This window comes from Caulobacter sp. BK020, assembly GCF_004342605.1.
Taxonomy (GTDB): Bacteria; Pseudomonadota; Alphaproteobacteria; order Caulobacterales; family Caulobacteraceae; genus Caulobacter.
Genome location: NZ_SLZL01000002.1, coordinates 1 through 11,886 on the forward strand (window position 1 = coordinate 1; position 11,886 = coordinate 11,886).

Annotated in this window: 14 protein-coding genes and 1 pseudogene; 11 read left to right on the forward strand and 4 right to left on the reverse strand. The window is 68.0% G+C overall.

The annotated features are described in order from the left end of the window. Positions 1-290: 290 nt before the first annotated feature. Positions 291-436: pseudogene (locus tag EV278_RS24235) on the forward strand (integrase); the annotation flags it as partial. A gap of 424 nt (positions 437-860) precedes the next feature. Next, complete coding sequence (gene dusA / locus EV278_RS02390; RefSeq protein WP_132086325.1) at positions 861-1,865, forward strand: tRNA dihydrouridine(20/20a) synthase DusA; 1,005 nt, start codon at positions 861-863, stop codon at positions 1,863-1,865. A 10-nt stretch (positions 1,866-1,875) separates the two neighbouring features. Here dusA and EV278_RS02395 read toward each other — a convergent pair whose 3' ends face one another. Beyond that, positions 1,876-2,376: a TIGR02281 family clan AA aspartic protease gene (locus EV278_RS02395; RefSeq protein ID WP_132086328.1), complete on the reverse strand. Its 501-nt coding sequence runs from the start codon at positions 2,374-2,376 to the stop codon at positions 1,876-1,878. A 276-nt stretch (positions 2,377-2,652) separates the two neighbouring features. Here EV278_RS02395 and EV278_RS02400 point away from each other — a divergent pair, with 276 nt between their 5' ends. Further along, positions 2,653-3,009: a hypothetical protein gene (locus EV278_RS02400; RefSeq protein ID WP_132086330.1), complete on the forward strand. Its 357-nt coding sequence runs from the start codon at positions 2,653-2,655 to the stop codon at positions 3,007-3,009. Between the two features lie 7 nt (positions 3,010-3,016). Here the strand turns inward: EV278_RS02400 and EV278_RS02405 are convergent, their stop codons facing one another. After that, the gene (locus tag EV278_RS02405) at positions 3,017-3,232 is read right to left on the reverse strand and encodes a DUF1289 domain-containing protein (protein ID WP_132086896.1); all 216 of its coding nucleotides are present in this window, start codon (positions 3,230-3,232) and stop codon (positions 3,017-3,019) included. A gap of 99 nt (positions 3,233-3,331) precedes the next feature. On the opposite strand from EV278_RS02405, the gene EV278_RS02410 reads away from it, so the two are divergent. From EV278_RS02410 to EV278_RS24245, 5 genes are all read left to right on the forward strand, one after another. Continuing rightward, complete coding sequence (locus tag EV278_RS02410) at positions 3,332-3,739, forward strand: hypothetical protein (RefSeq protein ID WP_243692051.1); 408 nt, start codon at positions 3,332-3,334, stop codon at positions 3,737-3,739. Between the two features lie 61 nt (positions 3,740-3,800). Beyond that, on the forward strand, positions 3,801-4,694 hold the full coding sequence (locus EV278_RS02415; RefSeq protein ID WP_132086332.1) for a nicotinate-nucleotide--dimethylbenzimidazole phosphoribosyltransferase: 894 nt from the start codon (positions 3,801-3,803) through the stop codon (positions 4,692-4,694). A gap of 134 nt (positions 4,695-4,828) precedes the next feature. After that, entirely contained in the window at positions 4,829-6,043 is a 1,215-nt protein-coding gene (locus EV278_RS02420) for an acyl-CoA dehydrogenase family protein (RefSeq protein WP_132086334.1), read from the forward strand. A gap of 191 nt (positions 6,044-6,234) precedes the next feature. Continuing rightward, positions 6,235-7,392 (forward strand): acyl-CoA dehydrogenase family protein, encoded by a 1,158-nt coding sequence (locus tag EV278_RS02425; RefSeq protein ID WP_132086336.1) that lies wholly within the window; start codon positions 6,235-6,237, stop codon positions 7,390-7,392. A gap of 221 nt (positions 7,393-7,613) precedes the next feature. Then, positions 7,614-7,736, forward strand: a complete 123-nt coding sequence (locus tag EV278_RS24245) for a hypothetical protein (protein ID WP_243692052.1) — start codon at positions 7,614-7,616, stop codon at positions 7,734-7,736. 65 nt (positions 7,737-7,801) lie between these two features. Here the strand turns inward: EV278_RS24245 and EV278_RS02430 are convergent, their stop codons facing one another. Next, complete coding sequence (locus EV278_RS02430) at positions 7,802-8,116, reverse strand: hypothetical protein (RefSeq protein WP_132086338.1); 315 nt, start codon at positions 8,114-8,116, stop codon at positions 7,802-7,804. 72 nt (positions 8,117-8,188) lie between these two features. Continuing rightward, complete coding sequence (locus tag EV278_RS02435; protein WP_132086340.1) at positions 8,189-8,827, reverse strand: TIGR00730 family Rossman fold protein; 639 nt, start codon at positions 8,825-8,827, stop codon at positions 8,189-8,191. Positions 8,828-8,944: 117 nt separating this feature from the next. On the opposite strand from EV278_RS02435, the gene EV278_RS02440 reads away from it, so the two are divergent. From EV278_RS02440 to EV278_RS02450, 3 genes are read left to right on the forward strand one after another with little or no spacing between them, the layout of a single operon-like run. Next, entirely contained in the window at positions 8,945-9,763 is an 819-nt protein-coding gene (locus tag EV278_RS02440; RefSeq protein ID WP_132086342.1) for a hypothetical protein, read from the forward strand. After that, entirely contained in the window at positions 9,694-11,628 is a 1,935-nt protein-coding gene (locus tag EV278_RS02445) for an ABC transporter ATP-binding protein/permease (protein ID WP_132086344.1), read from the forward strand. The genes EV278_RS02440 and EV278_RS02445 overlap by 70 nt, the downstream gene beginning before the upstream one ends. A 55-nt stretch (positions 11,629-11,683) precedes the next feature. Continuing rightward, positions 11,684-11,866 (forward strand): hypothetical protein, encoded by a 183-nt coding sequence (locus EV278_RS02450; protein ID WP_132086346.1) that lies wholly within the window; start codon positions 11,684-11,686, stop codon positions 11,864-11,866. The last annotated feature ends 20 nt before the right edge of the window (positions 11,867-11,886 follow it).

Consider the following 11,886-nt stretch of genomic DNA (forward strand, 5'->3'; position numbering starts at 1 on the left):
CGCTGTCGCCCGAAAGCTCCTGGTCCGCCTCAACGCCAAGGCCAGGGATGCTCGCGCCGCCTTCGTACCGGCTTGACCATCCAGACAGTCGCTCTCTCTTCGAGAAAGGTGTTTTGGTGGTCGATGGCCAACGTCCGTTCAGGTCGAAAGCGGTAGCCGGCCTCAGTGCTGCAATTGTCTAGGAACTGGTGCGGCGGAATGTCCGCTACGCGCCGTTGCCGTCTCGCACGTTCAGACGTGGTAGGCTGAGGCGACGGAGTAGCCAATTCGCGGGAGGCGAACATGGCTCAATTGGACCTCTTCCTTCATTGGACCTCTTCCTTCCTCCAAAGCGGCCTTGGAACACGGGCCGCGTCATTGGACCCAAGCCGCTGTTCACGCCCAGGCATGTCTGGGGGATCCGACAGCAGTTGAAAGCGAACGGGGGCGGATCAGGGTGACGGCTCGTTTCCGAGCAAGTTTCTGCGCACGCACGAGGCGGGAGCTTTTCTCAATCTCTCGCCTAGAACTATGAAGAAGCTCCGTACGACCGCAGAGGGGGGCCTCTATCGCAAACTGGGCGGTAGAGTCGTCTATGCCCTCGCGGATCTGCAGGCTTGGGCCGACGCAGGAACGAAGCGCCATACGGCCGACCCCCATGGTGGGCATCCAGCGCCGCTAAGCTCGACGAGTAAGCGTCCCCGTCCTGTTCGCAAATAGACGCCGGGCGTGTACACTGCGTGTACAGTGAGGGTGGCTTTGGGCGTGTTTTTCGCACCTCGGCTCCGCTAACTCATTGAAATCATTGAATCGGATTTCTGTCGGTCCAATTATCCAGTGGGGCAATTGGTGTGGAAATTATTGAATAAAACCAAAGGCTTATGACGAAATTCTCCATAGCGCCCATGATGGACTGGAGCGACCGGCACTGCCGGTCGCTGCATCGGGTGCTGTCGCGCCGGGCGCTGCTGTATTCGGAGATGGTGACCAGCGGGGCGGTGCTGAACGGCGACCGCGAGAAGCTGCTGGGTTTCGACGCGGGTCAGCATCCGGTGGCGCTGCAGCTGGGCGGATCCGAGCCCGCCGATCTGGCCGCCGCCGCCAGGATCGGCGAGGGCTGGGGCTATGACGAGATCAATCTGAACGTCGGCTGCCCGTCCGACCGTGTGCAGAGCGGCCGGTTCGGCGCCTGCCTGATGCGTGAACCCCAGCTGGTGGCCGACTGCATGGCCGCCATGGCGGCGGCGGTGTCCGTGCCGGTGACGGTCAAGTGCCGCATCGGCGTCGACGACCAGGACCCGGAACAGAGCCTGTTCGAGCTGGTCGACCTGTCGGCCCAGGCCGGCGTCACCACCTTCGTGGTCCATGCGCGCAAGGCCTGGCTGAAGGGGCTGTCGCCTAAGGAGAACCGCGACGTGCCGCCGCTGGACTATCCGCTGGTCCATCAGTTGAAGCGCGAGCGCCCGGACCTGACCGTCGTGATCAATGGCGGCATTCCCGATCTCGATGTGGCCCTGGCCCAGCTGGAGCACGTGGACGGGGCGATGCTGGGCCGAGCGGCCTATCATGAGCCAGGCCTGCTGGGGCAGGTCGACCGTCGGGTGTTCGGCGAAGACGTCGCCGATGTCGACGCGTTCGAAGCGGTTGAGCTCTACAAGCCCTATATGGCCGCCCAGTTGGCGGCGGGCGTGCATCTGGCGGCGATGAGCCGTCACATGCTGGGCCTGTTCCACGGTCTGCCCGGGGCCCGCGCCTGGCGCCGCATCCTGACCGTCGACGGCGTGAAGGCTGGGGCGGGGCTGGACGTGGTCGACCGGGCCTTGGCGGCCGTCCGCCAGGCGGTCGACGCGCGAGAAGCTCGGACGCTGGACGCCGTCTCCAGCTAAAGGCTCGTGCTCAGGACCGCAGGACCAGGGCCCGCGGCGTGGCCTGGAAGCTGGACAGCCGGCCAAGATAGCTCATGCCCAGCAGCGAGGTCTCCAGGCCCTTCTCGACCACCAGGGCGTCGACGTCGCGGACCTGGGCGCCGGCCACCGAGACGCTGGCCAGCTTGACCGAGGCGGCGCGGGTCTGGCCCGAAGCGGTCATGACCTTGTAGCTGTAGTCCAGCGCCTTGGTGTCGATGCCCAGCCGCTTGGCGTCGGTCTGGCTGAGGGCCACGGCGGTGGCGCCGGTGTCGATCAGGAAACGGACGGCGCGGCCGTCGACCCTGGCCTCGGCCCAGAAGTGGCCGTCGGCGGCCTTGACGATCTGGGCGGCGCCGTCGTCGGCGGTCGCGACGGCGGGAGCGGGACCGCGCAGGTCGGGCTGGCGCAGGTCGTCCAGCGACACCACGGCCTTCGCCGCCCCCACCGCCGAAAGCGCGCCTACGATTGCGATGGCCGCGAACTTGAACATCGAAGTCACCCCGCCATACAGGCTTGCTGGCCGTTTCTACGGCCGTTGGGGGGAGACTAGCCGCGAATGGGTTTTCAACCGGTGAATCGCGATCTTCACAGATCAGTAAAGTTAACAGATTGCCGAGCTGATGAAAAATTAAAAACCCGTAATACTTACCAAATCCAACGTTACATGTAAGTAATGTGCAAGATGACTTCGATTTAACTTCAATTCTGCGTATCTCGGCGACATATGGTTGTTCATCAAATCAGTGCTTGTTGAGGGAACAACGCCATGAAGAAGGTCATCATCGCCGCCGTCGTCGCGCTTTCGGGGCTGGCCGGGGCGGCCCAGGCCGCCGAAATCAGCAACACGCAGTTCCTGCAGGCCGCCCGCTGCCGCGGCCTGGCCGCTTCGGAAGGCCTGGGCAAGCTCGACACCGCCGGGATCGACGCGTTCCTGAAGCAGGAAACCGGCAGCCGCGAATTGCCGGTCCGCGTGTCGGCCAACAACAAGATCTCGGGCGCGCAGAAGGAAGGCGACAAGGCCGACGGCGCCAAGAAGGAAAAGCTGCTGGCCGAACGTTCAGGCGCCTGCTCGGCCTGGCTGGGCGGCGCGACGACCGGCGCGGCCGTGAACACCGCGAACTAGGGACCGCCTAGACTTGGCCGATCGTCAGATTGGCCATCGGGTCCGGGCGACGGGGCAGGTCGGCCATGATCGCCGACCGTTCCTCGTCGCTTAGCCGAGCCCAGCCGGCGATCTCCGGAAGGGTTCGCCGGCAGCCCAGGCAGAAACCGCTTTGTCCGTCCACCGCGCAGACCTTCACGCAGGGCGTCGCGATCGGGCGGGGAGGGCGGGGCGCCGAATTCAGCGTGTCCCCGTCCGGGACTTTCGGGGGCGTGGCCGAGCTCATGTTTTCCTATGTCGCCGTTCCAGGCCGGGCGCGCAAGGGCGACCCGCGGCGCGGCCCGTGATCGTTGCGTCCAAACCCTTCTTCCAAAACAAGGAGCCAGCAATGCGCATACTTGGTCTTACTCTCGCCGCCGTCGTCGCCGCCTCGACCGCGCCGGCGTTCGCCGCTGATCGTGTCAGCGACAGTGAGTTGGTACGGGCGTCGCGCTGCCTCGGCTTGGCCAAAGCCGCCAATTTGGGGACCTCGGACCCGACGGCCCTGCAGGCTTTCATGAAGGCCCAGGGCAGAGGCCGCGATCCCTTGGTGCAGGACCGCGTGGACGCGGCCGAGCGGGCCGCGAAATCCCAGGCCGGCAAGGCCAAGGACACGCTCAGGGCGTCGCTGATCGCTGAGCGTGACGGCGTCTGCAAGACGTTGATCCAGATGTCGTCGAACGCCTCGGCGGGCGCGCCCGGCGGGGGCTGACGGCTCCGACCGGATCGAACCGGACTTTGCATTGGGCTCGGGCTGGCTTAAGCCCGCGCCCATGACCGTTTCCTCGCCCGCCGCTTCTCCGTTCAACGACATCCGCAAGTTGGCGGCCGACGCGCCGTCGGCTCCGACCACGACCTTTGAGGGGGGCGACCGCCTGGCCGAGATTTCCGCCTGGCTGACGGCCTGGACGGGCAAGGCGCCGCCGGCGGTGTTGCGGCCGGTCGTCGCCCTCTATGCCGGGGCGCGCCAGGGCGTGGGGCCGCGCGGTTATGCCCGCGAGCGCCTGGAGGCCGTGGCCGCCGGCGGGGCCAATGTCTGTCGGATCGCCGGCGCGCAGGGCGCGGGGCTGGAGGCCTTCGATCTGGCCATCGACCGCCCCACGCCGGACGCGGTCGTCAAGGCGTCGATGAGCGAGAAGGAATGCGCCGCGACCATGGCCTTCGGCATGGAGGCGCTGGCCAAGCAGCCCGACCTGCTGATCCCCGGCGTGATCGCCGCCGAGACCGACCGCGCGGCCGGCGCCGTCGCCCTGGCCCTGTTCGGCGGCGAGGCGGCGGACTGGAGCGACGCGCCCGAGCCGATCGCCGCCGCCGTGGCCCGTGCCGGCGACGAGAACGACCTGTCCGATCCCCTGCAGGCCCTACGCCAACTGGGCGGGCGGGAGACGGCCGCCCTGGTCGGGGCGATTCTCGCCGCCCGGGTCCAGAAGATCCCCGTCCTGCTGGACGGCTACGCCTCGGCCGCCGCCGCCGCCGTGCTGCACGCGATCGATCCGGCGCTGGTCGCCCACTGCCAGGCCGGCCACGTGGGGACGGCCAAGGGTCATGCCCGCCTGCTGGACGCGCTGAGCAAGCGACCGCTGGTCGCCCTGGATATCGCCGAGGAGGAGGGCGTCGGCGGGGCGACCGCCCTGGCCGTGGTGCGGCTGGCCTGCGAGGTTCGCTGACGTCTTGCCCGGCGTCACCTGAACATTGTTTACGTTGACGCTAAGGTCATCTTTCCAAACGCCCGTTCGAACTCTAAGGTGACTCCTGAAAGCCAAAGATGGTCCCGCAGAGGGCCGGTTTCCGGGAGTCCGCCATGAACCTCGATTTCTCGCCCGAAGACGTCGCGTTCCGCGACGAGGTCCGCGCCTTCATCGCCGAGAACTATCCCGCCGGCCTGCGCGAGAAGCAGGAGGAGGGCGAGGAGATGGCCAAGGAGGACTTTCTTTCGTGGCACCGCATCCTGGCCAGGAAGGGCTGGGTGGCGCCGGCCTGGCCCGAGAAGTACGGTGGCCCCGGCTGGACCTCGGTGCAGCGCTACATCTGGTCGGAAGAGACCGCCCGCGCCGACTGCGTGCCGATCCTGCCGTTCGGCATCAACATGGTCGGGCCGGTGATCTACACCTTCGCCACGCCCGAACAGAAGGAGCGCTTCCTGCCGCCGACCCTGTCGGGCGACATCTGGTGGGCCCAGGGCTATTCGGAGCCGGGCGCGGGGTCGGACCTAGCGAGCCTGAAGACCAAGGCCGAGCGCTTCACCGGCGACGACGGCAAGGAGTACTATCTGGTCAACGGCCAGAAGACCTGGACCACCCTGGCCCAGCACGGCGACTGGATCTTCTGCCTGGTCCGCACCGACCCCAACGCCAAGATCCAGGAAGGCATCTCGTTCCTGCTGATCGACATGAAGTCGCCGGGCGTGACCGTGCGGCCGATCATCACCCTGGGCGGCGAGCACGAGGTCAACGAGGTCTGGCTTGAGAACGTCAAGGTGCCGGTCGAGAACCGCATCTACGAGGAAAACAAGGGCTGGACCTGCGCCAAGTTCCTGCTGGCCCATGAACGCTCAGGCATCGCCGGCGTGGCGCGCTCCAAGCGCGGCATCGAGCGCATCCGCCAGATCGCTTCCACCGAGCTGGGCGACGACGGCCAGCCGCTGCTGGCTGACCCGGCCTTCAAGCGCAAGGTCGCCGACCTGGAGATCGACCTGACGGCGCTGGAATATACCGAGCTGCGCACCCTTGCCGGCGAGGCCGCCGGCAAGGGGCCCGGTCCGGAATCCTCGCTGCTGAAGATCAAGGGCACCGAGATCCAGCAACGGATCACCGAACTGGTGCTGGAGGCGGCCGGCCACTACGGCGCGCCCTATTTCCGCGGCTTCCCGACCGATGGCGACAACGCCCATCCGATCGGACCCGACTGGGCTCACCGCGCCGCTCCGACCTATTTCAACGTCCGCAAGACCTCGATCTACGGCGGCTCCAACGAGATCCAGCGCAACATCATCGCCAAGATGGTGCTTGGGCTTTGATTTTCTTCCCTTCTCCCCTTGCGGGAGAAGGTGTCGCGAAGCGACGGATGAGGGGTTGAAGGTGCGGTCAGCCGCGTAGGGCCAAGGTCAATAGGCTCGGCGCGACCCCCATCCGACGTCCTTCGGACGCCACCTCCTCCCGCAAGGGGAGAAGGACACAGAACGAAAAGAACAAGATCCGGAGATCCAGGATGGACTTCAACTTCACCGAAGAGCAGTCGATGGTTCGCGACACGGTCGCGAGCTTCCTGCAGGACAAGTACGACTTCGAGACCCGCCGCAAGATCGTGGCGTCCGAGAGCGGCTGGCGCGCCGACTACTGGAAGGCCTTCGCCGAGGAGTTGGGCATCCTGGGCGCCGCGTTCAGCGAGGAACTGGGCGGCCTGGGCGGCGGCGCGATCGACAACATGATCATCATGGAGGAGTTCGGCAAGGCGCTGGTCATCGAGCCGTATCTGGGCACGGTGGTGATTGGCGGCGGCTTCATGAAGCACTCGGGCTACGCCGGCGCGGCGTCGGTGATCGAGGGCATTGTCGGCGGGACCACGACCATCGCCTTCGCCTATGCCGAGCCGCAAGGCCGCTACACCTGGCGCGACCTGAAGACCACGGCCCGGAAGGAAGGCTCAGGCTATGTCCTGAACGGCCACAAGGCCGTGGTGGTCGGCGCGCCGTTCGCCACCCACCTGGTGGTCACGGCCCGCACCGGCGGAGCCCAGCGCGACGCCGGCGGCGTGTCGGTGTTCCTGGTCGACAAGAGCCTGAAGGGGATCGTCACCCGCGACTATCCCACCGTCGACGGCGGTCGCGCCTCGGAAGTCTATTTCGAGAACGTCTCGATCCCGGCCGACGCCCTGGTCGGCGAGGAAGGCGGCGGCCTGCCGCTGGTCGACAAGGTGATCGACGAAGCCACCGCCGCCGTCGGCGCCGAGGCCGTGGGCGTGCTGCGCAGGCTGCACGAGGGCACGCTGGACTACGCCCGGCAGCGCAAGCAGTTCGGTACGGCCATCTCCAACTTCCAGGTGCTGCAGCACCGGATGGTCGACATGTTTATCGAGGTGGAACAGGCCGTGTCGATGACCTACATGGCCACGATCAAGCTGGACGAGAGCGATGACGAGCGCGCCAAGGCGGTCTCGGCCGCCAAGGTCCGCATCGGCCGGGCCTGCAAGTTCGTGGGCCAGAACGCCATCCAGATTCACGGCGGCATGGGCATGACCGACGAGCTGGCGATCGGCCATTATTTCAAGCGCGCCTCGATCATCGAGGGCCTGTTCGGTTCGGTCGACCACCACCTCAAGCGCTACGAATCGCTGTCGTTCGGGACGGTCGGCGACAAGGCGGCCTGATACAGTCCACGGACAACTGTTGATTGACGCTCAAGCCGCCCGCGACCCGCTGTCGCGGGCGGCTTTTTCTTTGTGGCGCAAGGCGTTGCGCGAGAAAGAGAAGTCAGATCGTCCGTAGGCGGATTTCGTCAGGGTTCGGATGATCTGTCTTGCGTCCGGGCCGCGTCGGCGCATGCTTTGGGTCGACGCGCTGACGACTAGGAGCCTGGGAGACGCCGCCAATGAACGTATCGAGGATGAACCACGCCATGCTGTCGTTCGCCCTGATGGGCGGGATGCTGGTCGGGGGACAGCGCCCACCGAAGCCGCCGGTCGCCGAACCCAAGCCGTCCGGCCGCAAATAGGCGAAAAGAAAGGGCGGCCCGCTTGGCGGTCCGCCCCTGTCTCATGTCGAAAATGCCGTACTGGCTTATGACTTGGCGACCGTATTGCAGTCGGCGAGGCCGGCGGCGTCCAGATCCTGGCCGCGATAGTTGAAGCTGGCGACGGCGCCAAGTTCGGCGGCGACCTTGCGGCAGGCGCGGCCGATCGGCAGCGATTTGACCTGAGGCGCGGCGCAGACATCGCCGTTGCAGCGCCACATGGCGCCGTCCTGGATCAGGGTGGGCGCCTTGCTGGGCGCCTTCAGCTTGAGAACAGCGCCCTCGGCGGCGAAGGCGCTGGTCGCCACGCCAGCGGCGGACAGGGCGGAGGCCGCGGCCAGCGCGGTCATGAAGATACGCATGCTTGTTTCCTGTAATCCCCTAACGCCGACGCTGGGAGGCCGGCTGGGAATACAATTGGTTGCGTTTTGCAACTAAGTCAACAAACGAACGTTTGACGCGGCCTCTTCGTGCCCGTTTTCCGCCAGCCAGGCGAGCAGGGCGGGCGTGATGTCGCTGGCCTTCTCCACGACCCGCCAGCAGTCCGCCAGGGACGGCGGGGTCAGGCCCTGGTCGATGGTGTGGCGCAGCAGGGCGAACAGCGGGTCCCAGAAGCCGCCGGGATTGTGGAAGACGATCGGCTTGCGGTGCAGGTCCAGGCGCCGCCAGGACAGGAGCTCGATGATCTCCTCCAGCGTGCCGATGCCGCCGGGCAGCACGACGAAGGCGTCCGACCGTTCGAACATCATCATCTTGCGCTCGTGCATCGAGGTGACGATCACCGTCTCCACATCGTCGAACGGCTGCTCGCGACCGCGCAGGAACTCGGGGATGACGCCCAGCACCCGGCCGCCGGCGGCGTGGGCGCCCCGGGCGGTCGCGCCCATCAGCCCCACGCCGCCGCCGCCATAGACCAGTTTCAGTCCGGCCCTGGCGAAGTCGCCGCCGATCTGGAACGCCGCTTCCAGGAAGGCCGGGTCGGCCGCGTTCGACGAGCCGCAATAGACGCAGACGGCTTTGGCGGCCGGGGCGGACTCCGCGACGGCGGCTTGGCCGCTGGACAGGTCGGTCATCGTCGTCCACTCCAGAAAAATAAAGGGCGCGCCGGCCCTTGTGGACAAGGTTGGCGCGCCGCACGTGAACAGCCAAGGAAACGGGCCGCCAGGGCGTGGTCGGCCGTTGGATACGCCATGATCAGGATTCGCGAGATCGGTTTCAAGTCGGCCTGCGCCGTCGCGGTGTGGGCCCTGCTGGCGCTGGGCGCCTGCGGGCGCGAGGACAAGGGTTGGCGGCACGATCCGGCGACCGCCAAGATCGAGCAGGTTTCGTCACGGGACAGCTATCTGAAGCCGCCCAGCCTGGGGTCGGCGGTCCGCCAGGGTGACGCCGTGGCGCTGTCGGGACAGGCCGAGCCCCTGGCCAGCGTGCGGCTGGGCGCGCCGACCGGCGAGGCTCTGCTGGGCAAGGCCGATGCGGCGGGCGCCTGGCGGCTGGTGGCCCCCCTTGCCGCCCAGCCTCGGCTCTATGGCCTGTCGATGACCCTGGATGGACGCACGGTCCAGGCCCAGGGCTACCTGATGGTCACGCCCAGCGGCGTGGCGGTGCTGCTGCGGGCCGGGGCGGGCGCCGAGGTGATGGGCCAGAGCTCGCCATCCCCTCGCATCCTGGCGATCGACTACGACCGCAGCGGTGGGGCCGTGATCTCCGGCGTTGGCGCGCCGGGCGCAGGCCTGGGCGTGCGGATCGACCGTGTCACCCGGGGCGAGGGCAAGGTCGGCGAGGATGGCCGCTTCTCGATCTCGCTCGATCAGCCGCTGGCTGGCGGAGCCCACGTGATCCAGGTGGCGGGCGAGGGCGGCGAGCAGCAGGTGGTCGTCGATGTCGCGCCGCCCAACCCGCCCCGGGGCGGACCGGCGTCCTCGACCCTGACCGCCGCCGGCTGGCGCGTCGACTGGATGACTCCGGGTGGCGGCCTGCAGAGCACCCAGCTGCTGGGCGCGGCCCAGTGAGGGGCATGGCGTCGCGATCTGGAGCCGCGGCCGGCGCGGTCGCGCCCCCGGAGGTCAAGGCCAACGGCTGGAAGGCCCTGGCCGACCTGTTCAGCCTGGTGATGCGCTCCAAGGCGCCGGGCCTGCGCTGGCGCGTGACCCTGGCCCTGGTCTTCACCTTCGCCGGCAAGTTCCTTGGCGTGATCGCGCCGCTGCTGCTGGGCAAGGCGGTCAACGCCCTGAGTGCGGGGCAGGGGGCGGCGGTGCAGGTCGGCCTGACCTTCGCGGCCCTGGCCGGCGGCTGGGCCCTGATCCGCTTCATCGCCGCCGTCGCGCCCCAGGCCCGCGACGCGGTGTTCACCCCGGTGGCCCAGGCGGCCCAGACCCGCGCGGCCGTCGAGACCTTCGCCCACGCCCTGTCGCTGTCGATCGACTTCCACCAGACCAAGCGCACGGGTTCGCTGTCGCGGGTGATCGACCGCGGCGCGCGGTCGATGGACTTCCTGCTGCGCGGCCTGGTGTTCAACATCGCGCCGACCGCGGTCGAGCTGGTCATGGCCGCCATCGTGCTGGCCAAGGCCTATGACTGGCGGTTCGCCCTGACGGCGGTGGTCACGGTGGTGATCTACGGCGTGGTGACCTTCGCCATCTCGGACTGGCGGATCGGCCATCGGCGGGTGATGAACGAGGCCGACGCAGAGGCCGCCGGCCGCGCCGTCGACGCCCTGCTGAACTACGAGACGGTCAAGGCCTTCGGCGCCGAGGAACGGGCGGTCGACGGCTATGACACGGCCCTGAGGGCCTACGGCGCGGCCAATATCAAGGCGACCAACTCGCTGACCCTGCTCAACAGCGTCCAGTCGGCGGTGATGAGCCTGGGACTGGGCGTGATGGCCGTCCTGGCGGGCGGCGAGGCGGCGGCGGGGCGGATCGGACCCGGCGACGTCACCGCCGCCGTGCTGATCCTGGTCAACCTGTATGGACCCCTGAACATCCTGGGCTTCGCCTATCGCGAGATCCGCCAGTCGTTCATCGACATGGAGGCCATGCTGGACCTGCGCCGGGCCCGGCCGGACGTGGCCGACGCGGCCGACGCCATTGACCTGCCGCCGCCGGCCGACCGGCGGGGCGGGGCGGTGGCCTTCGAGGGCGTGTCGTTCCGCCATGGCGCGCGGTCGGAAGGCCTGCAGGACGTGACGTTCGCCGCCCGGCCGGGGACCACGGTGGCCATCGTCGGCCCCTCGGGCGCCGGCAAGACCACCCTGGTGCGCCTGGCCCTGCGGATGATCGATCCGCAGGGCGGCCGGGTCACGCTCGACGGTCACGATCTGAAGGCCCTGAAGCAGGGCTCCTTGCGCCGGGCGGTGGCCCTGGTGCCGCAGGATGTGGCGCTGTTCAACGACACCCTGATGGCCAACATCGCCTTCGCCCGTCCCGAGGCGTCCGAGGCGGACGTCTGGGCCGCGGCCGAGGCGGCCGAACTGGGCGAGTTCATCCGCAACCTGCCCGAGGGCATGGCCACCAAGGTCGGCGAGCGCGGCCTGAAGCTGTCGGGCGGCGAGCGCCAGCGGGTTGGCATCGCCCGAGCCCTGCTGGCCGATCCTCGCGTGCTGATCCTGGACGAGGCGACCAGCGCCCTGGACAGCCGCACCGAGGCGGCCATCCAGGCCACCCTGCGCAAGGCGCGGGCCGGGCGCACGACCCTCGTGGTCGCCCACCGCCTGTCGACCATCGCCGACGCCGACGAGATCATCGTGCTGCGCCGGGGCAAGGTCGTGGAGCGCGGCGCCCACGCGGCGCTTCTGGAGGCCGGGGGCGAATACGCGGCGTTGTGGCGGCGGCAGACTCGGGAGAAACCTGTGGAAGCGGGGGCGGTCGTCGATTGATATCCGAAAACCGCCATTGTAGAACGAATGTAGAACATCAACGGCGGTTATTGTCATGTTGACGCGCAAGATCGATCGAGCCCTGGACGCGATGGCCGCCTGCAAGGACCGGGTGCCGGCCCTGCGCGAGATCTACCGCGCCGACAGCCCCGAAGGTCTGGCCCTGGGCCACCTGATGGAAGCCGTCGAGCGCGCCCAGCAGGTGCTGCAAGGGCCGGCCGCCCGGGCCGGCGAATAGGCCTTCACGACCGTTCTTAC

Coding starts and splice junctions, on each gene's coding strand:
- EV278_RS02450 (WP_132086346.1), top strand. CDS start 11,684: ATGTTGACGCGCAAGATCGATCGAGCCCTGGACGCGATGGCCGCCTGC.
- dusA (WP_132086325.1), top strand. CDS start 861: ATGACGAAATTCTCCATAGCGCCCATGATGGACTGGAGCGACCGGCAC.
- EV278_RS02425 (WP_132086336.1), top strand. CDS start 6,235: ATGGACTTCAACTTCACCGAAGAGCAGTCGATGGTTCGCGACACGGTC.
- EV278_RS02435 (WP_132086340.1), bottom strand. CDS start 8,827: ATGACCGACCTGTCCAGCGGCCAAGCCGCCGTCGCGGAGTCCGCCCCG.
- EV278_RS02430 (WP_132086338.1), bottom strand. CDS start 8,116: ATGCGTATCTTCATGACCGCGCTGGCCGCGGCCTCCGCCCTGTCCGCC.
- EV278_RS02395 (WP_132086328.1), bottom strand. CDS start 2,376: ATGTTCAAGTTCGCGGCCATCGCAATCGTAGGCGCGCTTTCGGCGGTG.
- EV278_RS02415 (WP_132086332.1), top strand. CDS start 3,801: ATGACCGTTTCCTCGCCCGCCGCTTCTCCGTTCAACGACATCCGCAAG.
- EV278_RS02440 (WP_132086342.1), top strand. CDS start 8,945: ATGATCAGGATTCGCGAGATCGGTTTCAAGTCGGCCTGCGCCGTCGCG.
- EV278_RS02420 (WP_132086334.1), top strand. CDS start 4,829: ATGAACCTCGATTTCTCGCCCGAAGACGTCGCGTTCCGCGACGAGGTC.
- EV278_RS02400 (WP_132086330.1), top strand. CDS start 2,653: ATGAAGAAGGTCATCATCGCCGCCGTCGTCGCGCTTTCGGGGCTGGCC.
- EV278_RS24245 (WP_243692052.1), top strand. CDS start 7,614: ATGAACGTATCGAGGATGAACCACGCCATGCTGTCGTTCGCCCTGATG.